The 23,541-nt window shown below is 70.0% G+C and carries 23 protein-coding genes; 11 read left to right on the forward strand and 12 right to left on the reverse strand.

Translation table 11 applies throughout. The annotated features are described in order from the left end of the window. The first annotated feature begins 35 nt into the window (after positions 1-35). The 3 genes from ACIRU3_RS23595 to ACIRU3_RS23605 all read left to right on the forward strand — a co-directional run bounded on the left by ACIRU3_RS23595 (position 36) and on the right by ACIRU3_RS23605 (position 2,283). Entirely contained in the window at positions 36-1,427 is a 1,392-nt protein-coding gene (locus ACIRU3_RS23595) for a hypothetical protein (RefSeq protein ID WP_404059394.1), read from the forward strand. A gap of 77 nt (positions 1,428-1,504) precedes the next feature. Beyond that, positions 1,505-2,026 carry a DUF4383 domain-containing protein gene (locus tag ACIRU3_RS23600; protein ID WP_404059397.1) on the forward strand — a complete coding sequence of 174 codons (522 nt, stop codon included), beginning with the start codon at positions 1,505-1,507 and terminating at the stop codon, positions 2,024-2,026. A 35-nt stretch (positions 2,027-2,061) separates the two neighbouring features. Beyond that, a complete protein-coding gene (locus ACIRU3_RS23605) occupies positions 2,062-2,283 on the forward strand; it encodes a zinc ribbon domain-containing protein (protein WP_094218258.1) in 222 nt (73 codons plus the stop codon). 51 nt (positions 2,284-2,334) lie between these two features. On the opposite strand, the gene ACIRU3_RS23610 is transcribed toward ACIRU3_RS23605, so the two are convergent. The 3 genes from ACIRU3_RS23610 to ACIRU3_RS23620 are packed head-to-tail and all read right to left on the reverse strand — an operon-like array spanning position 2,335 to position 6,804. After that, entirely contained in the window at positions 2,335-3,168 is an 834-nt protein-coding gene (locus ACIRU3_RS23610) for an HAD family hydrolase (protein ID WP_404059400.1), read from the reverse strand. Beyond that, positions 3,168-5,615 carry a phosphoribosyltransferase gene (locus ACIRU3_RS23615; RefSeq protein ID WP_404059403.1) on the reverse strand — a complete coding sequence of 816 codons (2,448 nt, stop codon included), beginning with the start codon at positions 5,613-5,615 and terminating at the stop codon, positions 3,168-3,170. Before ACIRU3_RS23615 ends, ACIRU3_RS23610 begins: the two co-directional genes overlap by 1 nt. Before the next feature lie 22 nt (positions 5,616-5,637). Continuing rightward, the gene (locus ACIRU3_RS23620; protein WP_404059405.1) at positions 5,638-6,804 is read right to left on the reverse strand and encodes an HpcH/HpaI aldolase/citrate lyase family protein; all 1,167 of its coding nucleotides are present in this window, start codon (positions 6,802-6,804) and stop codon (positions 5,638-5,640) included. A 175-nt stretch (positions 6,805-6,979) separates the two neighbouring features. Here ACIRU3_RS23620 and ACIRU3_RS23625 point away from each other — a divergent pair, with 175 nt between their 5' ends. Further along, a complete protein-coding gene (locus ACIRU3_RS23625; RefSeq protein ID WP_404059407.1) occupies positions 6,980-7,780 on the forward strand; it encodes a TerD family protein in 801 nt (266 codons plus the stop codon). 3 nt (positions 7,781-7,783) lie between these two features. On the opposite strand, the gene ACIRU3_RS23630 is transcribed toward ACIRU3_RS23625, so the two are convergent. The 6 genes from ACIRU3_RS23630 to ACIRU3_RS23655 all read right to left on the reverse strand — a co-directional run bounded on the left by ACIRU3_RS23630 (position 7,784) and on the right by ACIRU3_RS23655 (position 12,502). Then, on the reverse strand, positions 7,784-8,518 hold the full coding sequence (locus ACIRU3_RS23630; RefSeq protein ID WP_404059410.1) for a Tellurium resistance: 735 nt from the start codon (positions 8,516-8,518) through the stop codon (positions 7,784-7,786). Between the two features lie 145 nt (positions 8,519-8,663). Continuing rightward, a complete protein-coding gene (locus tag ACIRU3_RS23635; RefSeq protein ID WP_404059413.1) occupies positions 8,664-9,809 on the reverse strand; it encodes a DUF475 domain-containing protein in 1,146 nt (381 codons plus the stop codon). Positions 9,810-10,052: 243 nt separating this feature from the next. Further along, the gene (locus ACIRU3_RS23640) at positions 10,053-10,631 is read right to left on the reverse strand and encodes a TerD family protein (protein ID WP_404059416.1); all 579 of its coding nucleotides are present in this window, start codon (positions 10,629-10,631) and stop codon (positions 10,053-10,055) included. A 99-nt stretch (positions 10,632-10,730) separates the two neighbouring features. Beyond that, the gene (locus ACIRU3_RS23645; protein WP_404059419.1) at positions 10,731-11,306 is read right to left on the reverse strand and encodes a TerD family protein; all 576 of its coding nucleotides are present in this window, start codon (positions 11,304-11,306) and stop codon (positions 10,731-10,733) included. 140 nt (positions 11,307-11,446) lie between these two features. Next, positions 11,447-11,905, reverse strand: a complete 459-nt coding sequence (locus tag ACIRU3_RS23650) for a peroxiredoxin (protein ID WP_404059422.1) — start codon at positions 11,903-11,905, stop codon at positions 11,447-11,449. A 156-nt stretch (positions 11,906-12,061) separates the two neighbouring features. After that, positions 12,062-12,502 carry a DUF3052 domain-containing protein gene (locus tag ACIRU3_RS23655; protein ID WP_404059424.1) on the reverse strand — a complete coding sequence of 147 codons (441 nt, stop codon included), beginning with the start codon at positions 12,500-12,502 and terminating at the stop codon, positions 12,062-12,064. Positions 12,503-12,928: 426 nt separating this feature from the next. On the opposite strand from ACIRU3_RS23655, the gene aceE reads away from it, so the two are divergent. Next, the gene (gene aceE / locus ACIRU3_RS23660) at positions 12,929-15,676 is read left to right on the forward strand and encodes a pyruvate dehydrogenase (acetyl-transferring), homodimeric type (protein WP_404059427.1); all 2,748 of its coding nucleotides are present in this window, start codon (positions 12,929-12,931) and stop codon (positions 15,674-15,676) included. A 67-nt stretch (positions 15,677-15,743) separates the two neighbouring features. Continuing rightward, complete coding sequence (locus ACIRU3_RS23665; RefSeq protein ID WP_404059430.1) at positions 15,744-16,487, forward strand: potassium channel family protein; 744 nt, start codon at positions 15,744-15,746, stop codon at positions 16,485-16,487. 64 nt (positions 16,488-16,551) lie between these two features. Here ACIRU3_RS23665 and ACIRU3_RS23670 read toward each other — a convergent pair whose 3' ends face one another. After that, positions 16,552-16,857 (reverse strand): small hydrophobic protein, encoded by a 306-nt coding sequence (locus ACIRU3_RS23670; RefSeq protein WP_404059433.1) that lies wholly within the window; start codon positions 16,855-16,857, stop codon positions 16,552-16,554. 227 nt (positions 16,858-17,084) lie between these two features. Beyond that, entirely contained in the window at positions 17,085-18,704 is a 1,620-nt protein-coding gene (locus ACIRU3_RS23675; protein ID WP_404059435.1) for an MFS transporter, read from the reverse strand. Positions 18,705-18,771: 67 nt separating this feature from the next. On the opposite strand from ACIRU3_RS23675, the gene ACIRU3_RS23680 reads away from it, so the two are divergent. The 3 genes from ACIRU3_RS23680 (at position 18,772) to ACIRU3_RS23690 (ending at position 21,639) form a co-directional block, all read left to right on the forward strand. Beyond that, the gene (locus ACIRU3_RS23680) at positions 18,772-19,398 is read left to right on the forward strand and encodes a TetR family transcriptional regulator (protein ID WP_404059438.1); all 627 of its coding nucleotides are present in this window, start codon (positions 18,772-18,774) and stop codon (positions 19,396-19,398) included. A 93-nt stretch (positions 19,399-19,491) separates the two neighbouring features. Further along, a complete protein-coding gene (locus ACIRU3_RS23685) occupies positions 19,492-20,709 on the forward strand; it encodes an alpha/beta hydrolase (protein ID WP_404059441.1) in 1,218 nt (405 codons plus the stop codon). A gap of 66 nt (positions 20,710-20,775) precedes the next feature. Then, positions 20,776-21,639, forward strand: a complete 864-nt coding sequence (locus tag ACIRU3_RS23690) for a DUF4429 domain-containing protein (protein WP_404059444.1) — start codon at positions 20,776-20,778, stop codon at positions 21,637-21,639. Positions 21,640-21,664: 25 nt separating this feature from the next. Here ACIRU3_RS23690 and ACIRU3_RS23695 read toward each other — a convergent pair whose 3' ends face one another. Further along, a complete protein-coding gene (locus ACIRU3_RS23695) occupies positions 21,665-22,120 on the reverse strand; it encodes a MerR family transcriptional regulator (protein WP_404059447.1) in 456 nt (151 codons plus the stop codon). A 97-nt stretch (positions 22,121-22,217) separates the two neighbouring features. On the opposite strand from ACIRU3_RS23695, the gene ACIRU3_RS23700 reads away from it, so the two are divergent. After that, complete coding sequence (locus ACIRU3_RS23700; RefSeq protein WP_404059450.1) at positions 22,218-22,688, forward strand: GNAT family N-acetyltransferase; 471 nt, start codon at positions 22,218-22,220, stop codon at positions 22,686-22,688. Between the two features lie 18 nt (positions 22,689-22,706). Further along, entirely contained in the window at positions 22,707-23,534 is an 828-nt protein-coding gene (locus tag ACIRU3_RS23705) for a serine hydrolase domain-containing protein (protein WP_404059452.1), read from the forward strand. The last annotated feature ends 7 nt before the right edge of the window (positions 23,535-23,541 follow it).

Here is a 23,541-nt window from a genome sequence, read left to right on the forward strand (position 1 = left end):
ACCACCCAGGGCGAACCACAGCACGGGAGAGGGATGTGACGGCGACACCGGGCACGCCATCGACGCGGTCGTACCCGCCGTCGGCCGTTCGGGCCCGGGGCGGGTCCTCTGTTCTGCGCGACACCCTCACCCTGATGAGCCTGCCGGTGCTGGCCGCGCTCGTGCTGCCCGCCGCGTTCGCCGGCGGCGGCACCAGGCGCTGGTTCGGCGGGCGCTCGGAGGGTCAGCGCGCCGAGGCGCAGGCGGCGAAGGACGCGGCGGCGGCCGCGTTCTACGAACTCGACACCGCGCAGCGGGACCTCCGGATCTCCGTCGAGACCATCACGGCCGTGGACGACTCCCCCGCCGCCCGCCGCGCGGTGGCCGACTTCGCGGCGCTGGGCGGGCGGATCGACGAGGCCAGCCGGCGGTACATCCAGGCCGTGGACGCCCATGACCTGGACCGTGACGACCTGGAGGCGGCGACGGCCGCCCGGGCACGCGGCGAGTTGACCGCTGCCAGGGACGAACTGGTCCGGGTCAAGCAGGAGCTGGACCGCTTCGGCAGTTCGCTCGGTCCGTTGCTCGGCAAGGCCGAGACCCAGCTGACCCGGCTCGCGCCGGCGGTGGAGCGGGCCCGGCAGGCGCTGCTGGGCGCGAGCAATGCGCTGGACGCCGTCCGCGAGAAGGGCCTCGCGGCCGATGACCTCGCTGCCCGGCTGGCCGCGCTCTCGCCGGAGCTGACCAGGCTGAACCAGGGAGCCGGCCGGCACGGGGTGGCCCCGACGCTGGAGCGGGCCGAGCGGGTCCAGCGGGAGGCCGCGGCGATCCGGGCCGAGGCCGAGCGGCTGCCCGAGAAGGCGGCCGAGATCGACCACCGGCTGGTGAGCCTGCGGACCCGTGCGCAGGCGCTGACCACGCGGGCGGGGCAGGTGGACCCGGTGCTGAGCGAGCTGCGGCGGCGGTTCGCGGCCGCGTGCTGGCAGGACCTGCAGCAGGTGCCGGCACAGGCCACGGAGAACGTGCGGCAGGCCGAGCTGAAGCTGCGCGAGGCCCAGGCCGCCCGGGAGGCCCAGCGCTGGCCGGACGCCACCTCCCTGCTGTCGACCGTGCGGGCGCTGCTGAACAGCACGGACGAGGCCGTGTCGGCCGCCGGTGACCGGCTGACCAGGCTGAACGCCGTACAGAAGGATCCGCAGCAGGAGGTCGAGCGGACCCGCTTCGCGATCCGGGACGCGCAGCGGCTGGCGATGACCGGCCGTACCACCCCGGATCCGCGGCATGCGCGGCCGCTGGACGAGGCGGTGGCCCGGCTGGAGCGGGCGATCGGCACGCTGGAGGGCCGGCACCCCGACTACTGGCATTTCCTGACCGAGACGGAGGCCGTGCGGCAGACGGTGGCCCGGGTGGTGGCGCACATCCGGGAGGAGCGCGGAGGCGGTCACTGAGCCGTTTGCCGTCGACGCGTGGCGGGCGGATATTGGGTCATACGTATGGCCTCCGCTGGCACACGAAGGAGGCGGACATGGCCACACAGTCAGTGCACCGGGAGCCGCGGCGACGGATCCGGCTCGACGATCACCTTCCGGTCGACCATCGTCTGAACACGGTCTACCGGATCGGCGCGGGCCTGATGGGCGCCTTCCTGGTCGTCTTCGGCATCTTCGGCATCGTCAACCACATCGGCTTCTTCGACACCGGCGGGAACACCGTCGTCGGCCTGAACACCAACGGCACGCTCAGTATCCTGTCGATCTGCGTCGGGGTGCTGCTCCTGGTCGGCATGGTGATCGGCGGGAACTTCGCCTCGACGCTGAACATGACCCTCGGGATCCTGTTCCTGCTCAGCGGGTTCCTGAACCTGTCCCTGCTCGAGACGGACTACAACTTCCTGGCATTCAAGATCCAGAATGTGCTGTTCAGCTTCGTGGTCGGGATCCTGCTGATGGTGTTCGGGATGTACGGAAGGGTCGGTTCGACCCTCCCGCACGACAATCCGTACTGGCGGGCCAGGCACCCCGATGCGGCGGATCCGGAGAAGCGGTGAGCCCGTCCGGCGGAGGTGCCGGTTAATCTGTGCGCATGCCTCGCTACGAGTACCGCTGCCGTACCTGCGGCGACACCTTCGAACTGAGCCGTCCGATGGCGGAGTCGGCCGCGCCCGCCGCCTGCCCCGCGGGCCACGACGACACGGTCAAGCTGCTGTCGACGGTGGCCGTGGGCGGCACGTCCGCCGCGCCGGCCCCGGCGCCCCGGGCGGGCGGGGGCGGGGGCGGCTGCTGCGGCGGGGGCTGCTGCGGCTGACCCCGGGCGGTCGGGGCCCCGGGCGGTCGGGGCAGGACTGCGGCCCGTCGGTCAGGGCTGCGGCCCGTCGGGTCGGACCTGCGGCCGGGAGGCCCGCAGGAATTCGCGGACGATCCGCTCGCCGGCCAGCACCCCGCGCTCGGGGAGCGCACTGATCTGAGGTGCGATCCAGTCGGCGTCGGCCAGTTCGCCGTGGCCGGGGCGCCAGCCCCGGTCGGCGGCCAGCAGCAGGTCGGCGTCGAGCAGGGAGTCGCCGGCGGCCAGCGTGAGGTGGGCGCCGGTGCGCCGGGCGACCTCGCGCACGGCCGCGCTCTTGGTGAGCGGCTTGGGGACGGCGTAGATCTTCCGGCCCTGGAGCGAGACCGTCCACCCCAGGTTCTCCGCCCATGCCGCCAGCTCCTTCACCCAGTCCTCGGGCAGCAGCTCGCGTTCGACGACCAGGTAGGCGAACAGGTCCTCGGCGACCCGGTGCTTGCGCACCCAGACAGGGTCGGCGGTGGCCATCAGGTGCTCGCCGATCTCCGCCAGCGGCGCGCACTCGTCGGCGAGCCGGGCCTGCACCTCCGCGTGCCAGTCCTGGTCCGTGACGCCGTCGACCAGCAGATGGCCGCCGTTGGCGCAGATCGCGTACGTCGGCTGGGGGCCGGGCAGGTTGATGCGCTGGTACTGCTTGCGGGTCCGGGTCGTGGTCGGCACGAAGACGGCCGTGTCGCCGAGGTCGGTCAGCAGCTGGGCGGCCGTCTCGGTCAGGTAGGACAGGGGCCTGCTCTCGTGCACCTCGACGCACAGCAGCCGGGGCGCCCGGGCGTCCGGCATGGTCAGTGCCAGGGCCGCGGCGGAGTAGATCAGCGTACGGTCGAGGTCGCTCGCCACCAGTACCGGCATCAGACGTTCACCGCCTTGCCGTCGACGCCCGTGGCGCCGCGCGTGTACTTGGGGTGGATCAGCCCGACGCAGGTGTACGGCAGGTCGCCGACCTCCTCCACCGGTACTCCTCTCTGTTCGGCGAGCAGCTTCACATGGTCGAGGTCGGTTCCCGCGCCGGCCTTGGCGAGGATCTTCCAGGGCACCCGGCGCAGCAGTACCCGGGTGGTCTCGCCGACGCCGGGCTTGACCAGGTTGACGTCGTGGATGCCGTACTCCTCGCTGATCCGCTCGACGGCCTGCCAGCCCTCCCAGGTCGGGGTGCGGTCCGCGGCCATCAGCTCCTTGGCGGCCGCGTCTACGGTGTCGGCGACCTCCGGGAAGCGGGCGGAGACGGCGTCGAGGAAGGCCACGGAGACGTCGGCGCCGGCGAGTTCGCGGTAGAACTTCGCGCCGTGGAAGTCGTTCGGACCGACCAGGTCCGCGCGCAGGACCGTGCGCGATATCAGTCCGGAGACGGTCGAGTTGAGACAGGCGGACGGGATGAGGAAGTCCTCGCGGGTGCCGTAGGTGCGCACGCAGGAGCCGGGATCGGCGAGTACGGCGATCTCCGGGTCGAAGCCGGTGACGCCCTCCTTCTCCTCGAACTCCTCGATGGCCTGGGCGAGTTCGCGGGTGATGGCGCCCTTGCCGGTCCAGCCGTCCACGAAGACGATGTCCCTGGGGTCGTGGTGGGCGGCGAGCCAGCGCAGCGCGTTGGCGTCGATGCCGCGGCCTCGGACGATCGAGACGGCGTAGTGCGGGAGTTCGAGGCCGTGCCGGAACCGGGCCCAGCGGCGCATGAGCACGCCGACGGGGGTGCCGGCGCGGGCCAGGGAGACCAGCACCGGGCGGGGCGAGCGCTCGGCGATGACGGTCTCCGTGACGACGCCGACCGCCCGGGCGAGCCGCGTGGCCGATTCGTCCAGGGCGGTGTGGAACAGCTCCTGGTACTGCTCGCTCGGCTGGTACTCCACCGGCAGCGACTCCGCGTAGTGGGCCCCGCCGCTCTGGATGGCCTCCTCGCGTTCCTCGGTCGGCGCCTCCAGGGTCACGTCCGAGAGGTCCTGCAGCAGCCAGCCGACCTCCTCGGGGGCGTACGAGGAGAAGGCGGGGCCGCGGAGGGGCTCGGGCAGCATGGCCGTCCTTTCGGGAGTGGTGAGGGGCTCGGGGGCGTAGGACGGGACGACCGCGAGCAGGACGCGCGGGGTGTGGGCGGCAAGGCGGGCCGGCAGGCCGTCGGGGGCGTGCAGTGCGGGGGTGTCGGCGACCGAGTCGACCACGGCGACCACGGCGTCGAAGCCGGCCCCGGCGACGTTGTACGCGTACCGCTCGCCGGGGCCGTCGGCCGGGTCGTCGTGGGCGGGGAAGACCAGCCGGGTGCGTATCGCGTAGCCGGGGTCGTCGACCGCGAGGACGGGCGAGCGGGTGGTGGTGGAGAAGCACACCTCGGCGGGGATCATCTGCTCCAGCTCGCGGGCGATCCGCAGCGGGGCGTACATCAGCTCCTCGAAGCCGAGCACGAGCACGCGCCGGGCGTCGGTGGGCAGCGCCTCGGCGACCCGGGCGGCCATGCCGGGCAGCGCGGTCTCCAGGCGGGCACGGTGGGCGGGCGTGAAGCCGTGCCGGCCGCCGTCGGGCAGGCCGTGGGGCCAGCGCAGGTCGACGCGGGTGATCCGGCCGTAGGACGGCTTCGGCGCCTCCTGGGCGGGCTCGTGCCGGGCGACCAGCTCCTGCCCCTTCTCCAGCACGCCCTCCGGCAGCCGTACGGTCCCGGAGGCGGCCGCGATCAGGTCCACCCGGGCACCGATCTCGGTGGCGAACCGCTCCAGGCGGGCGGTGTCCTCGGCGGAGCGCATGTCGACCAGGGCGACCACCACATACCGTCGGCGCGGATAGCGTTCGTGCAGGTCACGGATGGTGTTGAGGACCGTGTTGCCGGTGGAGAACTCGTCGTCGACCAGGACCAGCGGGCCGTCGCCGGCCAGCAGGGCGGGGTCCTCGGGGAGCAGCAGGTGGGAGGTGGCGTGGGAGTGGGACTCCTCGAAGCCGCCCGCCGGGGCGACACCGGCCACCGGGCGGCGGGTGGAGTGCAGGTACGGGGCGAGGCCCAGGCCGTCGGCGACCGAGTGGCCGAGGCCGGTGGCGGTCTCCGCGTAGCCGAGGACGACCGCCGAGGCGGCCTCCGTCTCGCCGAGCAGCTCGCGGACCCGGCGGCCCAGGCGGAAGCCGTGGCCATAGACCACGGACGGGGTCTGCGGCACGTGCTTGCCGAGCACGTGCGAGACGAGCAGGTGGGCCCGCTTGGGGTTGCGGCGCAGCGCGAGCCCGAGCAGCGCCGGCAGCCCGTCGTCGCCCTCGAGTCCGACCCCGAGTCGCTCGGCGACCCAGCTGCCGGACCAGACCCCGCCGTTCACTGCGTTCTTCATGCGTTCCTTGGGTTGGGAAGGATCAGCCGGGTATTCCGGCGGTGAGCAGCTCCACGAAGCCGACGTCCTCGCGTGCCACGCCGAAGACCTCGGCGCGCAGCAGGGTCCGCTCGGCCCAGGCACGGTGCGGCTTCACTTCATTCATCTTGTTCGTGTAGGCCGACCGGAGTACACCCCCGCCGCCGCGTTCCGGCCGGAGGATGTCCTGGGCGTCGCTGAACTCCTCGTGGCTGACCACGGACAGCGCGTGCACGGGCAGGACGTGGGAGGGGTGGATGCAGGTCTTGCCGAGCAGGCCGTTGGCCTGGTCCAGGGAGATCTCCCGCAGCAGCCCGTCCATCGCGTGCTCGATGAGCTTCTCGCGCAGTTCGACGGCCTGCACCTCCAGGAAGGGGCTCTGCCGCAGCTGTGGCTTGAACATGCGCTCGGGGACCCGGAAGTACTCCCAGACCGGCCCGGTCACGGTGAATCCGGTGCCGTCGGCCCGGCCGAGCATGTTGACCACGTCGGAGATCACGGAGGCGACGATCTGGACGTCGTAGGCGGTCATGTCGGGGGCCCGGCGCAGGCCGTAGGAGGAGCAGAAGTCGGTCACGCCGAGGCGGAGGGCGAGCACCCGGTCGCGGAACTTGTCGACCGCGCGGGCGATGCCCTCCAGGGTGTCCACGCGGGACTCGCGGTACAGCAGCTCGGGCGACTCCAGGACGGGCATGGCGAACAGCCGGTGGCCGCTCTCGGCCTCGGCCGAGGCCAGGGCCTCCAGGAACGGGAGGCCCCGCTCCTCGGTGAACTTGGGGATGACGAAGCCGGACAGCAGCCGCACGGAGTCGCCGAGGCGGCGCGCGAGGTCGGGGATCTGCTCGGGGACGCGCACCCGGATGAAGAGCAGGGGCGGCTCCACGTCCGCACGGGAGGCGAGGTCGGCGAACTGCCGGACGAGGTTGTCCTCGCCGGCGACGACGTCCTCGTCGTTGATCGAGTCCTCCAGGCACAGCACCATCGAGACCACGCCGTTCCCGGTCTGTTTGACGATGTCGTCGGCGAGCCGCGGCCGGGTTGCCGGGCTGTACAGGGTGGCGCCCAGGGCCGCGGAGAGCAGCCGGGCCGGAGAATCGGCGGTGAATGCGCACGGCTCCCGGTGGAAGAGGCGCTGCCGCAGCTCGGGGGCAATGTGCCCAAAATGACGCATAAGACTCCTCGGTGCGCGAGCCGAGCCTGTGGATTCGGTAAAGGGTGGCCGGTAATAGTACGTAGGGATCCATGTCGGGGGTTCCCATCGGGCATGAATTTCCGGTAACTCGCCCGTGTCGGCAGCAACACCCCCCGCATTGTCGTGGCCAGGACCGAGAAGGCAGGATGACCGCATGACGCACGCGATGCTGAAGGGGTCGAATGTCCCGCTGGAGCCCACCATGGTGCGCGCCGTGCTGCGCTGGACGCCTGGGCAGGGAGTTCCGGACGTGGACGCCTCGGCGCTGCTGCTGGGTCCCGACGGCCGTGTGCGCTCCGACGAGGACTTCGTCTTCTACAACCAGCCACGGCATCCCTCGGGCAAGGTCTGGCGGCTGGGCAAGAAGCGGATCACCGAGGGCCTGACGGACACGATCCAGTCGGATCTCTCCGGTGTCGAGCCCGCCGTCGGCCGCATCGTGCTGGTGGCGTCCGCGGACGGTGTGTCCTTCGACCGTGTCCCGGCCCTGTGCATCCTGCTGTACGACGCCGCCGCCGCCGACGGCGAGCCGCTGGCCCACTTCGAGATCAAGCCGGAGACCGGCGCGGAGACGGCCTTGATCTGCGGCGAGCTGTACCGGCGCGGGGAGGGCTGGAAGTTCCGCGCGCTGGGCGAGGGCTACTCGAACGGTCTCAAGGGCCTCGCCACGGACTTCGGCATCTCGGTGGACGAGTCCGAGGCGGAGGAGGAGCCGCGCCGGGTCCTGCCCGAGACCACGTCCCAGCCGCTGCCGCCCGAGCAGCCGACGGCGGTCCCGTCCCAGCCGGCGTACGGCTACCCGCAGCCGACGTCACCCCAGCAGCCGGCGTACGGCTATCCCCAGCCGACGAGCCAGCCCGCCTACGGCTATCCCCAGCCCCAGCCGGCCCTGACGGCCCCGCTGGACCCGAACTTCCGCCTGCCGCCGCAGGGTCCGCAGTTCATCGGCCGGTAGGGGCTACTTCTCCACCTTCGACTTGTAACCCCGCCCCCAGGTCAGCCCCCACCCGTACAGCCGGTCCAGCTCCCCCTGGAATCCGTACACGAACTTCACCTCGCGCCTGACGGTCAGCTCCCCCTTCACGTTCTCGATCATCACCACCGCGCAGGACCGGGCCTGGGGGTGCCGCTCGTCCAGGCCTATCTCGATGCGGGGGCCGTTGCTGGGGTAGAGGGTGACGATCGCGTGTGTGCGGTCGAATGCCGGGGTCTGGTCGTAGATGTACACGAAGACCAGCAGCCGCTTGATGGCGTCCCGGTGGTCCAGGTTGACGTACATCGTCTCGCCGGACGCCGAACCGAACCGGTCGTCGCCGCTGAGCTTGATGTACGGCGGTGCGTTGACATCGCCGAGATAGCCGCCGAGGGGCTGGACGACTCCCTTGGTGCCGTCGGCCAGCTCGTACAGACAGCCCAGGTCGAGGTCGACGTTGACCATGCTCTGCCCGTGCCCGAGCACCTCCGGCGGCTTGAGCGCCTTGAAGGGGTGCCGGAAGAGGCTGGTGCGCTGGCTGCCGTCGAAGTCGGACGTCCGCATCCGCCACGCCAGGTTGATGCGCAGATGGCCGGTGGCCGCGTCCTGCTTGGTGAGGGACACCTGCTGGTGCCGCCTGGTCAGCTCGATCGCGTTGCTCGCGGCGCTGCCCGAGTCGAACTCGGCACGACCGCCCCGCAGCCCGTCGAAGAACCCCATTCCCGCCCCCAGGTACTCGTCCTACGCCGTCGGGGCGGCCGACCACGTCGGCCGCCCCGAACAGAGCGTTCCTCGTCGGACGGGGTGCCACACCCCGTCACGTCCCTGATCCTGCCCGTAGGGGGCTTGCAGGGGATGCCGGCTGTCAGACGCCGGAGGGGATCTCGGCCTTCTCGTCCGAGCCCGCTTCCCCCTCCGCGGCCGCCAGGGCGCGGTTGCGGCGGACGGAGGACCAGAAGGACCAGGCGATCAGGATGACACCGACGAGACCGGTGATGACCTCGTTGATCTGGTACTGGATGGTGACCATGAGGATCACGGCCAGGGCGCCGATCGCATAGTGGGCGCCGTGCTCCAGGTAGACGTAGTCGTCGAGGGTGCCCTGGCGGACCAGGTACACGGTGAGCGAACGGACGTACATCGCGCCGATGCCGAGACCCAGCGCCATCAGGACGATGTCGTTGGTGATGGCGAAGGCGCCGATCACACCGTCGAAGGAGAAGGAGGCGTCCAGCACCTCGAGGTAGAGGAACATGAAGAACGCGGCCTGGCCGGCCAGCACGACCGGCGGGCGCTTCTTGCCGGTGCGGGCGGCCTCTTCCTCCTCCTCGTGCTCGCGCTCCTCCTCTTCCTCCAGCTTGTCCTCGAAGTAGCCGGAGAGACCACCGACGATCATGTACGTGATCAGGCCGGCGATGCCGGCGATCAGGACCGTCTGCGCCTTGTCGACATGCGCGCCGCCGTGCTGGTGGGCGTGGGTGGCGAAGGTGAAGGAGGTGATGAGCAGGACGATCAGGGAGATGCAGACCGACAGCATGTCGACCTTGCCGAGCTTGGCCAGGGGTCGCTCGATCCAGCGCAGCCACTGGATGTCCCGGTCCTCGAAGATGAAGTCGAGGAAGATCATCAGCAGGAACATGCCACCGAAGGCGGCGATCGCCGGGTGGGCGTCGGTGACCAGTTCCTGGTAATGGTCCTTGTTGTTGAGCGCGAGGTCGACGGCCTCGATCGGGCCCATCTTCGCGCTGATCGCGACGATGACGACGGGGAAGACCAGCCGCATGCCGAAGACCGCGATGAGGACGCCGACCGTGAGGAAGATCTTCTGCCAGAAGGCGTTCATCTTCTTCAGGATTCCGGCGTTGACCACCGCGTTGTCGAACGACAGCGAGATCTCGAGGACGGAGAGGATCGCCACGATGCCGAAGGCCTCCCACCCCCCGTAGAAGACCGCAGCGACCAGGCCGATCGCGGTGACCGCGAAAGACCAGCCGAAGGTTTTGAGAAGCACTGGCTACCCCATCATGTTGTGGGGGTACCTCCCAGACGAAGTCTGGGGGAGGGTCTCCCCCGCGCCGTACTCGGCTTTGCTAAACGTTGACCCCGAGTGTAGAGGGGCGCTCCGGCCGGGGCGGCGGCCAGGGCGACCTGCGCGAAAAAGCCACAGGTCGCAAGGGTCGGTGCCCCGTGACCCGCTCAGTACGGCGCAGTGCACGAGCACGGAGAGCGCTGGGGTGAGTCGCCGCATCGGGCGTCAGGAAACGTTGACTCCGAAGTCCAGGGCGATGCCCCGCAGCCCCGACGCGTACCCCTGGCCGACCGCCCGGAACTTCCATTCGCCCTGGTACCGGTACAGCTCACCGAAGATCATGGCGGTCTCGGTGGAGGCGTCCTCGCTCAGGTCGTAACGGGCCAGTTCCTGGCCGTCGGCCTGGTTGACCACGCGGATGAAGGCGTTGGAGATCTGACCGAACGTCTGGCCGCGCTCGTCGGCCATATGGATGGAAACAGGGAAGATGATCTTCTCGCACTGGAGCGGGACCTTGGGCAGGTCCACCAGGATCGACTCGTCGTCGCCCTCGCCCTCACCGGTGAGGTTGTCACCGGTGTGCTCGACCGAGCCGTCGGGGCTCTTGAGCTGGTTGTAGAACACGAACCACTCATCACCCATCACCCGGTTCCCGGCGCCGCACAGCAGGGCACTGGCGTCCAGGTCGAAGGGGGCGCCGGTGGTGGAGCGCGCGTCCCAGCCGAGCCCGATCATGACGTTGGTGAGGTTCGGTGCGGCCTTGGAGAGGGAGACATTGCCTCCCTTGGCGAGCGTGACGCCCATGATGCTGGTCCTCCCCTAATGGTGCTTCCCTGGTTGTCCTGCGCGTCCGGCGCCGCCCGTAAACGGTGCGGCGCCGGACGTCGGCGGAGCCGCCGGGCGTCAGACGTTGACGCCGAAGTCCTGCGCGATGCCGCGCAGCCCGGAGGCGTACCCCTGGCCGATGGCGCGGAACTTCCACTCCGGGCCGTTCCGGTACAGCTCGCCGAAGACCATGGCGGTCTCGGTGGAGGCGTCCTCGCTCAGGTCGTAACGGGCGATCTCCTGCTCGCCCGCCTGGTTGATGACGCGGATGAACGCGTTGCGGACCTGGCCGAAGGACTGCTGACGGTTCTCGGCGTCGTAGATCGACACCGGGAACACGATCTTGTCGACGTCGGCCGGGACGCCGGCCAGGTTCACCTTGATCTGTTCGTCGTCGCCCTCGCCCTCACCGGTGATGTTGTCACCGGTGTGCTCGACCGAGCCGTCGGGGCTCTTGAGGTTGTTGAAGAAGACGAAGTGCTGGTCGCTCGCGACCTTGCCTGCGTTGTTCAGCAGCAGCGCGCTGGCGTCGAGGTCGAAGTCGGTGCCGGTCGTGGTGCGCACGTCCCACCCCAGGCCGACGATGACGGCGGTCAGGCCCGGGGCCTCCTTCGTCAGCGATACGTTGCCGCCCTTGCTGAGGCTGACTCCCACGGGTCCTCCATGTGGTGTCCAGGGGCGGGGAGCCCCATCGTGCTTCGGATATGGGATCAACGTGCCGATCCTAGTGACGGGTTCCCGCCCCCCGCAGACCCTGGACCCGACGAATCACAGGTGTCGGCCCACAGGCCGGCTCACAGGGTGTCGAGCGCCTTCACGTAGTCGTTCAGGTCGCGCGCGTCCGGCAGGCCGTTGACCACAGTCCACCGCACGACGCCCTCCTTGTCGATGATGAAGGTGCCCCGGACGGCGCAGCCCTTGTCCTCGTCGAAGACGCCGTACGCGCGCGAGACGTTGCCGTGCGGCCAGAAGTCGGAGAGCAGCGGGTATTCCAGACCCTCCTGCTCGGCGAAGACGCGCAGGGTGTGGATGGAGTCGTTGGAGACGGCGAGCAGCTGGGTGCCGCGGTCCGAGAACTGCGGCAGGTTGTCGCGCAGCTCGCACAGCTCGCCGGTGCAGACGCCCGTGAAGGCGAAGGGGTAGAAGAGCAGCACCACGTTCTTCTCGCCGCGGAAGTCGGAGAGCTTCACGGTGCGGCCGTGGTTGTCCTTGAGCTCGAAGTCGGGTGCCTTGTCGCCGACCTGGATCGCCATCGTCGTGCTTCCCTTCGGTGGGCTGTTCGGGTGAGAGCACAGCAAACGCTCGGAACCACCCTACGCAGCGATCACCACGGGCTTACCGCGGGCTTTCGGACGGGCCGGGCGCTCCCGGCCCGTCCGACGCCCCGAGACGAGGCGGTTTACCTCTTGTTACCTCTTGCCGGACTTCGCGGCCTTCGGCGTCGCCAGACGCGAGCCGCTCCAGTCCTTGCCGACGCTGACGCTCTTGGACGCCGTCAGGCCGGCGGTCGTCGCGGCTTCCGAGATGTCACTCGGCTCCACGTACCCCGTCCGGCCGGTCTTCGGCGTGAGAAGCAGAATGGCGCCGCCCTCTTCGATGTACGTGGTGGCATCCACCAGCGCATCCGTGAGGTCGCCGTCGTCGTCTCGGAACCACAGCACAACGGCGTCGGCCACGTCGTCGTACTCCTCATCCATGAGGTCGGCCTCGATGACTTCCTCAATGGCCTCGCGGAGCTCCTGATCGACGTCGTCGTCGTAGCCGATCTCCTGGACCACCTGCCCGGGCTGGAACCCCAGCCTGGCGGCAGGGTTCGTCCGCTCCTCCGCGTGGTCCGCGGTCGCGCTCACGGGTTGCCTCCTGATCATGTCTTGTTGATTATCTCAGCCACGCGCGTGCGCGAAGCATTGGCCGTAGTCCACACGGGCGGGACGGATCGCGCAAGTACCCGGCCGTCCAGACCGCCGAAACGGTGACGATACCGGCCGTGTCGCCGCAACTCCTGGCACCGTACCCCGATTCGCCATCACCCACATCACACCGATGTGCCCGCTTTGTACGATTCGGAATCATCCGTCGATACGGACCTAGAACAAGTTTGCCAAGCCCGTCACGCCCCGGGCGTATCGTTGCGTTTTGACCGTTCCGGTGTCCCGGTCACCGCACGGCGCCCCGGTTACCCCACGGTAGAGATGACGTACGCCTTCCCGAGGTACACGATGGGCATCGGTGTAGGCACGAGTAAAGAAGTGGCCCTCTGACAGGTAAGGAACAGCGTGGCTTCCGGATCCGATCGCAATCCGATCATCATTGGCGGCCTTCCGAGTCAGGTTCCTGACTTCGATCCCGAAGAGACCCAGGAGTGGCTCGACTCCCTCGACGCCGCCGTGGACGAGCGCGGCCGGGAGCGGGCCCGCTATCTCATGCTGCGCCTGATCGAGCGGGCCCGCGAGAAGCGCGTGGCCGTGCCCGAGATGCGCAGCACGGACTACGTCAACACCATCCCCACCCGGGCCGAGCCGTTCTTCCCGGGCAACGAGGAGATCGAGCGCCGGATCCTCAACGCGACCCGCTGGAACGCGGCCGTGATGGTCTCGCGCGCTCAGCGCCCGGGCATCGGCGTCGGCGGTCACATCGCCACCTTCGCCTCCTCCGCCTCCCTGTACGACGTGGGCTTCAACCACTTCTTCCGCGGCAAGGACGAGGGCGACGGCGGCGACCAGGTCTTCTTCCAGGGCCACGCCTCCCCCGGCATCTACGCGCGCGCCTACCTGCTCGACCGGCTCACCCAGGAGCAGCTCGACGGCTTCCGTCAGGAGAAGTCGAAGCACCCGAACGGGCTCTCCAGCTACCCGCACCCGCGCTCCATGCCGGACTTCTGGGAGTTCCCGACGGTCTCCATGGGTCTCGGCCCGCTCGGCGCGATCTACCAGGCGCGGATGAACCGCTACATGGCGGCACGCGGCATCGCCGACACCTCCAGGTCGCACGTGTGGGCGTTCCTCGGCGACGGCGAGATGGACGAGCCGGAGTCGCTCGGCCAGCTGACCATCGCCGCGCGCGAGGGCCTGGACAACCTGACCTTCGTCGTCAACTGCAACCTGCAGCGGCTCGACGGCCCGGTGCGCGGCAACGGCAAGATCATCCAGGAGCTGGAGTCGGTCTTCCGCGGCGCCGGCTGGAACGTGATCAAGCTGGTCTGGGACCGCACCTGGGACCCGCTGCTCGCGCAGGACCGCGACGGCGTGCTGGTCAACAAGATGAACACGACCCCGGACGGTCAGTTCCAGACGTACGCCACCGAGTCCGGCGACTACATCCGCCGGCACTTCTTCGGCGACGACCACCGGCTGCGCGCGATGGTCGAGAACATGACCGACGACCAGATCCTGCACCTGGGCCGCGGTGGCCACGACCACCGCAAGATCTACGCGGCGTTCAAGGCGGCCAAGGAGCACAAGGGCCAGCCGACGGTCATCCTGGCGAAGACGATCAAGGGCTGGACGCTGGGCCCGAACTTCGAGGGCCGCAACGCCACGCACCAGATGAAGAAGCTGACGGTCGACGACCTCAAGCACTTCCGGGACCGTCTGCACCTGCCGATCTCCGACAAGGAGCTGGAGTCCGGCCTGCCGCCGTACTACCACCCTGGCCGGAACTCGGAGGAGCTCCAGTACATGCACGACCGGCGCAAGGGGCTCGGCGGGTACGTGCCGACGCGCGTCGTGCGCTCCGAGCCGCTCGCACTGCCGGACGACAAGACGTACGCGAGCGTGAAGAAGGGCTCGGGCCAGCAGTCCATCGCCACGACGATGGCTTTTGTCCGGCTCCTCAAGGACCTCATGCGGGACAAGGAGATCGGCAAGCGGTTCGTGCTGATCGCGCCGGACGAGTACCGCACGTTCGGCATGGACTCCTTCTTCCCGAGCGCGAAGATCTACAACCCGCTCGGCCAGCAGTACGAGGCGGTCGACCGCGATCTGCTGCTCGCCTACAAGGAGTCGCCGACCGGCCAGATGCTGCACGACGGCATCTCGGAGGCGGGCTGCACGGCCTCGCTGATCGCGGCCGGCTCGGCGTACGCCACGCACGGCCAGCCGCTGATCCCGGTGTACGTCTTCTACTCGATGTTCGGTTTCCAGCGCACCGGCGACCAGTTCTGGCAGATGGCCGACCAGCTGTCGCGCGGCTTCGTACTGGGCGCGACCGCGGGTCGTACGACCCTGACCGGCGAGGGTCTGCAGCACGCGGACGGCCACTCGCAGCTGCTCGCCTCGACCAACCCGGGCTGTGTCGCCTACGACCCGGCGTACTCGTACGAGATCGCGCACATCGTGCAGGACGGCCTGCGCAGGATGTACGGCGGCGACGCCGAACACCCGCACGGCGAGGACGTCTTCTACTACCTCACCGTCTACAACGAGCCCATCCAGCACCCGGCCGAGCCGGCGAACGTGGACGCCGAGGGCATCCTCAAGGGCATCCACAGGATCAGCGAGGGTGCCGGCGGTGCCGTCCCGGCGCAGATCATGGCGTCCGGTGTCGCGGTGCCGTGGGCGCTAGAGGCGCAGCGGCTCCTCGCCGACGACTGGGACGTCAAGGCCGACGTCTGGTCGGCGACCTCCTGGAACGAGCTGCGGCGCGAGGCCGTCGCCGTGGAGGAGCACAACCTGCTGCACCCGGAGGAGGAGCAGCGGGTGCCGTACGTGACGCGGAAGCTGAGCGCTGCCGAGGGGCCGTTCGTGGCCGTGTCCGACTGGATGCGGTCCGTTCCGGACCAGATCGCGCGGTGGGTGCCCGGCACGTACCAGTCGCTGGGCGCCGACGGCTTCGGCTTCGCCGACACCCGGGGCGCGGCCCGCCGCTTCTTCCACATCGACGCCCAGTCGATCGTGGTGGCGGTGCTGACCGAGCTGGCCCGGGACGGCAAGGTCGACCGGTCCGTGCTGAAGCAGGCCATCGACCGGTACCAGCTGCTGGATGTCTCGGCGGCGGATCCGGGGGCCGCGGGCGGCGACGCGTAGGACTGCACGTCCGAGGGCGGTGGAGCTTGAGTCTCCACCGCCCTTACGTTTTCTTTACGATGCGGACATGAAGCAAGAATCGGCACAGGCACGGTGGGAGCAGCGGACCCAACGGCCCCTGCTGGCGCTGGCCGTGGCCTTCGCCGTCGCGTATGCCGTGCCGATCGTGGACAGTTCCGCGGGGTACTCCCTGACGGCCGTGTGCACGGTCGTGGAATGGGTCGTGTGGGGCGCGTTCGCCGTGGACTATCTCGTACGGCTGGCTCTGGCGCCCCGGCGCAAGGACTTCGTACGGACGCACTGGCCCGACCTGTGCGCGGTGGTGCTGCCGGCGCTGCAGCCGCTCAGGCTGCTGCGTCTGGTCTCGACGCTGCTGCTGGTGGGGCGGCGGGCACGGATGGCTCCGCAGATCCGGCTGACGACGTATGTCGTGGGGTCGGTGGTCGGACTGCTGATGTTCGGATCGCTCGCGGTGCTGTCCGTGGAGCGGGAGTCGCCGAACGGGAACATCCGGACGCTGGGTGATGCGGTCTGGTGGTCCTTCACGACGATGACGACCGTCGGGTACGGGGATCACGCGCCCACGACCGGGCTGGGGCGGATGATCGCGGTCGGGCTGATGCTGTCGGGCATCGCCCTGCTCGGTGTCGTCACCGCGAACATCGCCGCCTGGTTCATCTCCCGCTTCGAGAAGGACGATGTGGAGGAACGGCGCCAGACCGAGGCGATCACCGCACTGGCGGAGGAGGTCCGGCTGCTGCGGGCCGAGGTGGCCCGGCTGACCCGGGACCGCGAGGAGCAGCGGAGCTGAGGGGCCTCGGCAGCACGACTGCCCGCAGCCGGCTCGACGGGGCTGCGGGCAGAGGTCGTGGGTATCAGAGGATCCCGGGGCCCCAGGTCGCCGCGCCTGCCAGGGCGACGACGGTCAGCAGGGTGTCGATGGCACCGAGGATCAGGGCCACCAGGGCGGGCACGGAGTGGTCCGAGGACCACTTGCGGCCCATGGACAGCCATCCGCAGACCATCGCCACCGGCCCGAGGACGATGCCCAGCGCGAAGAAGCCGGCCACCGCGCAGATGGTGCCGATGATGCCGAGCGTCGCACGGTCCGGCCCGGTCCGTTGCCATGTCCGGCCGCGTGACCGGGGGTACCCGCGCGTTCCGTGTCCGAAGCCAGCCATCATCAACTCCCTGAATTCCTTGGACCGTTCGGCTTCGATGTGCGGGTACCCCGGTTTCGTGCAGGCAGACCTGCGCGCGCCGCCCCCCTCCGGCAGCGCGCGCCGCGGCCCGGCCGTCCCCCCATGTCCTGCGGAGGACTTGACCCACTGTGACCCGCGACGCGCACCGAGGGCGAGGAATCTTTAGCGGAGTCACCCTGATAGGCGAACTCCGGGCGGAGGAGGCCTCAGATGTGGCCCACTCCCGCGCCCGCCTCCGCGTTCTGGCCCCGCCTGGTGAACAGCGCGACGAACACGGCGACCGCCGCCACACCGGCCGCGACCAGCGAGGCCAGGCTCATGCCGGAGATGAAGGTGTCGTGGGCGACGGAGGCGATCTTCGCGGCGATCGGCTCCGGGGTGCCCTTGGCGACCGGGGCCACACCGACCTGGACGGCCTCGGATGCCTTGTCCAGCTGCTCCGGGGTCAGTTGCGGCAGACCCGCACCGGTCCAGTTGCCCGGCAGGTCGCTGTCGACCTTCGAGGCCATCACGGCACCCAGCACCGCCGTGCCGAGGCTGCCGCCGATCTGCATGGCCGCCTGCTGGAGGCCGCCCGCCACACCCGACAGCTCCATCGGCGCGTTGCCGACGATGACCTCGGTGGCGCCGACCATGACCGGCGCGAGGCCGAGACCGAGGAGGGCGAACCAGACGGACATCACACCGCTGCCGGTGTCGGCCTCGAGGGTGGACATGCCGTACATGGCGATCGCGGTCGCCGCCATGCCGCCGGCCAGCGGGATGCGCGGGCCCAGCTTGGTGATCGCGACACCGGCGAGCGGGGAGCCGATGATCATCATTCCGGTGAGCGGCAGCAGATGCAGACCGGCGTCGATCGGGCTCATGCCGTGCACGTTCTGCAGGTAGAACGTCACGAAGAACAGACCGCCCATGAAGGCGATCGCCATCAGGACCATCAGGACGACGCCCGCGGACAGCGGGACCGAACGGAACAGACCCAGCGGGATCAGGGGCTCCGCGACCCTCGTCTCCCAGAAGGCGAAGAAGCCGAAGAGCAGCCCCGAGACGGCGATGAACGCCCAGGTCCTGCCGTCGCCCCAGCCCCAGGCCGGGGCCTTGATCAGGGCCCACACCAGGCAGAACATCGCGCCGGAGAGCAGGGCGATGCCGAGGATGTCGAAGGAGCGCGGCGCGTTCTGGGCACGGTGGTCCAGCAGGATCAGCACGCCGAGGAGGAGGGCGATCAGGCCGACCGGCACGTTGATGAAGAACACCGACTGCCAGTTGACGTGCTCGACCAGGACACCGCCGAGGATCGGGCCGCCCGCGGTGGAGGCGCCGATCACCATGCCCCAGATGCCGATGGCCATGTTGAGCTTCTCGGCCGGGAAGGTGGCCCGCAGCAGGCCGAGCGCGGCCGGCATCAGCAGCGCGCCGAACAGGCCCTGGAAGACACGGAAGGTGACGACCGCGGCGATGCTGTCGGACAGGCCGATGGCGCCCGAGGCGGCGGCGAAGCCGGTCACGCCGATGAGGAAGGTCTGCCGGTGGCCGAAGCGGTCACCGAGCTTGCCCGCGGTGATCAGGGAGACCGCGAGGGCGAGGAAGTAGGCGTTGGTGATCCACTGCACGTCCGAGAAGCTCGCGTGCAGGTCCTTCGCGATGGCCGGGTTGGCGATCGCCACGATGGTGCCGTCGAGGGCCACCATCATGACCCCTACGGCGACGGTTATGAGGGTGAGCCACGGGTGCCCGCGCAGCCCCGTGGCCGGGGTCGACTCCGTCGGGGCTGCCGGCGTCTTGTCCCCCGGCCCCGTCGTGTCGATGGTGGTCTGACTAGTCATGCGTTCGAGGCTAGTGACAGCCGCTGACAATTGACAAACCAATTCACAAGTCGGTAACTGACACACCATGGAAACACTGCGTGAGCGCAAGAAGCAGCGCACCCGGGACGCACTGCTGCGCTCCGCCCTCGAACTGTTCACCACCCACGGGTACGAGCGCACGACCGTCGACGAGATCGCCGAGGCCGTCGACGTCTCGCAGCGCACCTTCTTCCGCTACTTCGCCGGCAAGGAGGACGCCGCCCTCGCCGTCCAGGCGATGGCGGAGGCCCACTTCGTCGCGGCGGTGCGGCAACGGCCGCCGCACGAGGCCCCGATGGAGGCACTGCGGCAGGCGGTGCTGGAGGGCTGGGACGGGCTGAGCGAGGCCATCGACGAGGTCGTACCGGTCGAGCTGTACATGCGCATGTACCGGACGATCGAGTCGACTCCGCCCCTGCTCGCCGCCCATCTGCGCCGTTCCGCGGCCACCGAGGAGACCATCGCGCGCGTGCTCGCCGAACGGGAGGGCGTCGACGTGGACGCCGACCCGCGTCCGAGGCTGGCCGTGGCCGTCTTCGGCGGAGTGATCCGGGTCACCGAACGGCAGTGGAGCACGGGCGACGACTTCAGCCTGGAGGCGATCCGCGCGCTCACCGCTTCGTACCTCGATCAGGTGGGCTCGGCGCTCACCGGGAACTGGCGCACCGGGTGAGATCGTTCCGGGGATCGTTCGACTCTCCACGAAACGTGATCCCTGCCACTTGGTTACCCCGAGACCCTCCCGTTCTCCTAGTGTGTCCTCCCAGTGACTTCCTTCGACACCTCCCCGCAACTCAACGTCTGGCGCGCGCTGCTCGCTCTGGCCGTGGTGTTCGTGATGCTTGCGACCACCGGCTGGACCGCCCTGCGCAGCCACCGCGAGTCGACCGCGCTGCAGGCCTCGCTCGCCAAGTGGGAGCACGGCAGCATCCATGGCCTCCACCTGCCGGACCCGGAGGCCTCCCCCGCCCGGCTCGCCCGCTTCTTCGCCTCGCTCACCCCGCACGAGCGGGACCGCCTGGCCCACCGCTACCCCCTCGCGGTCGGCAACATGAACGGCGCGCCCGTCTCGCTGCGCTACCGCGCCAACCGCGTCGCGCTGGACGAGGCACGCAAGGTCGAGAAGAAGCGCATGCACGACAGCCGGCTGAGCGCCGCCGGGCAGCGGGACGCGGGCCACCGCATGCACCGCTACGAGTCGCTGATGAGCCCCGGCCGGCACATCGTCGCCTTCGACCCCGAGGGCTCGGGCCGTGTCGCCGAGGTGTTCGGGAACCTCACCAAGGCCGAGCGGATCTCCGTCGTCGTCCCCGGCGTCGACACCGACCTGCTCACCTTCCAGAGGACGAACCGCAGGTACAGCGCCCCGGTCGGCATGGCCAAGGCCCTGTACGCGGCCGAGCGGGCACAGAGCCCCGCAACGCGTACGGCGGTGATCGCCTGGGCCGACTACACCGCGCCGGACGGGCTCGGTGTGGACGCGGCCACCGGACTGCGCGCCGAGGACGGCGCCGTACGGCTCAACGCGCTGCTGCGCGCCCTGCCCGGCCGGGCGCCGGTGTCGACGATCTGCCACAGCTACGGCTCGGTGGTCTGCGGGGTCGCCGCGCACGACATGCCCCGCCGGGTGACCGACATAGCGGTGGCCGCGAGCCCGGGTATGCGCGTCGGCAATGCCTCCCACCTGGACACCCCGGCCCGGGTGTGGGCGATGCGGAATGCCACCGACTGGGTGCGGGACGTGCCGTACCTGGAGCTCGGCGGCCTCGGGCACGGAGCGGACCCGGTGTCCTCGGCGTTCGGGGCACGGGTCCTCTCGGCCCGCGACGCGCAGGGGCACAGTGGCTATTTCCAGCCGGGGACCGACAGCCTGCGCAACCTCGCCGACGTCGGGGTGGGTGCCTACGACGCGGTGACGTGCGCACGCGAGAACGATGCGTGCCGGGCCGGTCTGCCCGGCACGACGACGGCCGGACGCGCGTAGAAACAGCAGGAAGTGCGGTCTGCGCGGGTGGCGACGGAGGAGCACGTGCCGCATACGATGAGCCGCATGGGTGACGTACTGGCGGGTTTTCATGCCGTCTGGGAGTTCGAGTCCGACTCCGTGCTCATCCGCTACGAACGGGGGATTCGAACACCGAAGCTGTTCCAGGCGCTCGGCGAACGGCGGATACCGCTGTCCGCGGTCGAGGAGGTGACCCTCACCCCGGGCAAGCGCGGCACCGTCGCACTGCGACTGCGGCCGCGCCCGGGCTCCGACCCGCTGATGGAGGCGGCGGACGGACAGCTGCCCGAGGGCTCCGACCCCTACCGGCTGGTACTGCCGGCCGAGCGGTCCACGCTCGCCGAGTACTACGCCGACGAGCTGAAGGGGCTGCTGACCGACTCCGGGTCCGGGCCCGCCGACCGGTACCTGGTGGCCGCGCCCGAGGCACCGCTGCAGTTCAAGGCGTACGACGGGAAGGCGTCCTTCGACGGGACGACCGTGCAGTTCCGGTGGTCCTGGACGGGGGCTTCCTCGGCGAAGTGGAAGGCCGGGGACCAGAGCTTCGCGGTCGCCGGCCTCAGCGGGGTGGAATGGCGCTCGCCGGAGGTCTTCGAGGGGCATCTGCGTCTGCTGCCGCGCGAGGGCGGCTCCGCCCGGCCCGCGCAGCCCGACCAGGATCCGGCGGCTGTCGTCTTCGGGCTCGGGTACGGGCCGGTGCACGAGTCGCTGCCGTTCGCGGCCGCCGTACTCGCCGCCGTACGAACCCGAGGACCGGTACCGGCGGTACCGGCGGCACCGACCCGGGCGCGCCGGGACCCCGCCGACATCGCCGAGCGGATCCGCCACCTCGGGGAGCTGCATCAGGCGGGTCTGGTGACGGACGAGGAGTTCTCGTCGAAGAAGGCCGAGCTGCTGGCCGAGCTCTAGTCCCTGCCCGGCGGATCCGGCCGGCTCACCGCTCCGTGGCGTAGAAGCTGATCTTCCGGTCCAGGACGGACAGGGTGTCGTGCAGTTCCGCGATCCGGGCCAGGACATCCCTGCGGGTCGACTCCAGCAGGGCCTGGCGTTCCGCGTAGGTGCTCTCGCCCTCCCGCACCAGTTCCGCGTAGCGGACCATGTCCGCCACCGGCATGCCGGTCAGGCGCAGCTTGGTCACGAAGTCCAGCCAGTCCAGGTCACGGTTGCTGTAGCGGCGCTGGCCGGTGTGGGAGCGGTCGACTCCGGGCATCAGACCGATCCGCTCGTACCAGCGCAGTGTGTGCGCGGTCAGGCCGGTGAAGGCGACGACCTCGCTGATCGTGTAGCGGTCCTGGCCGTTGGGGCGGGGGTGGCGCCGGGGTGGTGCGGAGCAGATGTCTGCGGGGGCGGCCTGCTCGGTGTCAGCTGGCGTGGTCTGCATCACCGTCATACCCCCACGCTATGGCCTTCGAGTGCACTCCAAGCAAGCGGAACCCGGTAAGAAATCCACAGGACGGGCCCGGGGTGCGGTCGTTAGCGTGCCGGACATGAGTCTCGTACGCCGGGCCGTGCCCGAGGACGCGTCGGAAGTGCTGCGACTGCGCCAGGTGATGATCGATTCGATGGCCGACGCCGATCGTTCCACCGACTGGCACGAGAAGTCCCTGCCCGGGCTGCACGCCCGGCTGGACGAGCCGGACGGGGACTTCGCGGCCTTCGTCGTGGATCACCCGGAGCGGCCGGGTGCGCTGGCCGCGCTGGTGGCCGGGACGGTCGACTACCGGATCGGGAAGGCGGGCGATCCGTCCGGGACGGTCGGGTTCGTCTTCAGTGTCGCCACCGACCCGGACACCCGCCGCCGGGGGTACGCGCGCGCGTGCATGGACACGCTGCTGGAATGGTTCCGCGAGCGCGGCGCCGGCCGCGTCCACCTCACCGCGTCCGCCGAGGCCGCGCCGCTCTACGCCGACCTCGGCTTCCTGCCCAAGCCCGACCCTTTGATGGAGCTCAGGCTCTGAGCGCCTAGGCTCGACGGTATGTCGCTGAAGAGCCTCACGCTGATCGAGAACTGGCCCGTCCCCACCGCCGCGGCGGGTGTCGTACGGGCCGACGGGACCGTCCTCGGGACCCACGGGCCCGTCGGGCACCGCTTTCGGCTGGCCTCGGTGACCAAGCCGCTGGCCGCGTACGCGGCGCTGGTCGCGTACGAAGAAGGTGCCGTCGAGCTGGACGAGCCGGCCGGGCCGCCCGGGTCGACCGTCCGCCATCTGCTGGCGCACACCTCCGGGCTGGCCTTCGACGAACACCGGGTCACGGCTCCGGCCGGGGAGCGGCGGCTGTACTCCAACGCCGGGTTCGAGCAGCTCGGGGACCACATCGCCAAGGCGACGGACATTCCGTTCGGCGAGTATCTGCGGCAGGCGGTGCTGGCCCCGTTGGGCATGACGCAGACCTCGCTCGACGGGTCCCCCGCCAAGGACGGCGTCTCGACCGTGGACGACCTGCTGCGGTTCGCGGCGGAGATCCAGGCGCCGCGTCTGCTGGACCCGCGTACGGTGGCCGAGGCGATGACCGTGCAGTATCCGGGGACGAAGGGTGTCCTGCCAGGGTACGGGCACCAGAGCCCCAACGACTGGGGGCTGGGCTTCGAGATCCGTGACTCCAAGTCGCCCCACTGGACGGGTTCCTCGTCCTCACCACGCACATTCGGGCACTTCGGCCAGTCCGGTACGTTCCTGTGGACCGACCCGGCGGCGGGGGTGGCGTGCGTCGCTCTGGCCGACCGGGCCTTCGGACCATGGGCGATCGAGGCGTGGCCGGTGTTCACGGACGCGGTGCTGGGAGAGCTGCGGAGCAGCCGCTGATCGTCTT

This window comes from Streptomyces sp. NPDC101151 (assembly GCF_044768335.1).
Taxonomy (GTDB): Bacteria; Actinomycetota; Actinomycetes; order Streptomycetales; family Streptomycetaceae; genus Streptomyces.

Coding starts and splice junctions, on each gene's coding strand:
- ACIRU3_RS23625 (WP_404059407.1), top strand. CDS start 6,980: ATGACGCACGCGATGCTGAAGGGGTCGAATGTCCCGCTGGAGCCCACC.
- ACIRU3_RS23620 (WP_404059405.1), bottom strand. CDS start 6,804: ATGCGTCATTTTGGGCACATTGCCCCCGAGCTGCGGCAGCGCCTCTTC.
- ACIRU3_RS23650 (WP_404059422.1), bottom strand. CDS start 11,905: ATGGCGATCCAGGTCGGCGACAAGGCACCCGACTTCGAGCTCAAGGAC.
- ACIRU3_RS23670 (WP_404059433.1), bottom strand. CDS start 16,857: ATGGCTGGCTTCGGACACGGAACGCGCGGGTACCCCCGGTCACGCGGC.
- ACIRU3_RS23705 (WP_404059452.1), top strand. CDS start 22,707: ATGTCGCTGAAGAGCCTCACGCTGATCGAGAACTGGCCCGTCCCCACC.
- ACIRU3_RS23675 (WP_404059435.1), bottom strand. CDS start 18,704: ATGACTAGTCAGACCACCATCGACACGACGGGGCCGGGGGACAAGACG.
- ACIRU3_RS23690 (WP_404059444.1), top strand. CDS start 20,776: ATGGGTGACGTACTGGCGGGTTTTCATGCCGTCTGGGAGTTCGAGTCC.
- ACIRU3_RS23610 (WP_404059400.1), bottom strand. CDS start 3,168: ATGCCGGTACTGGTGGCGAGCGACCTCGACCGTACGCTGATCTACTCC.
- ACIRU3_RS23630 (WP_404059410.1), bottom strand. CDS start 8,518: ATGGGGTTCTTCGACGGGCTGCGGGGCGGTCGTGCCGAGTTCGACTCG.
- ACIRU3_RS23695 (WP_404059447.1), bottom strand. CDS start 22,120: ATGACGGTGATGCAGACCACGCCAGCTGACACCGAGCAGGCCGCCCCC.
- ACIRU3_RS23680 (WP_404059438.1), top strand. CDS start 18,772: ATGGAAACACTGCGTGAGCGCAAGAAGCAGCGCACCCGGGACGCACTG.
- ACIRU3_RS23600 (WP_404059397.1), top strand. CDS start 1,505: ATGGCCACACAGTCAGTGCACCGGGAGCCGCGGCGACGGATCCGGCTC.
- ACIRU3_RS23665 (WP_404059430.1), top strand. CDS start 15,744: ATGAAGCAAGAATCGGCACAGGCACGGTGGGAGCAGCGGACCCAACGG.
- ACIRU3_RS23605 (WP_094218258.1), top strand. CDS start 2,062: ATGCCTCGCTACGAGTACCGCTGCCGTACCTGCGGCGACACCTTCGAA.
- ACIRU3_RS23700 (WP_404059450.1), top strand. CDS start 22,218: ATGAGTCTCGTACGCCGGGCCGTGCCCGAGGACGCGTCGGAAGTGCTG.
- ACIRU3_RS23615 (WP_404059403.1), bottom strand. CDS start 5,615: ATGAAGAACGCAGTGAACGGCGGGGTCTGGTCCGGCAGCTGGGTCGCC.
- ACIRU3_RS23640 (WP_404059416.1), bottom strand. CDS start 10,631: ATGGGCGTCACGCTCGCCAAGGGAGGCAATGTCTCCCTCTCCAAGGCC.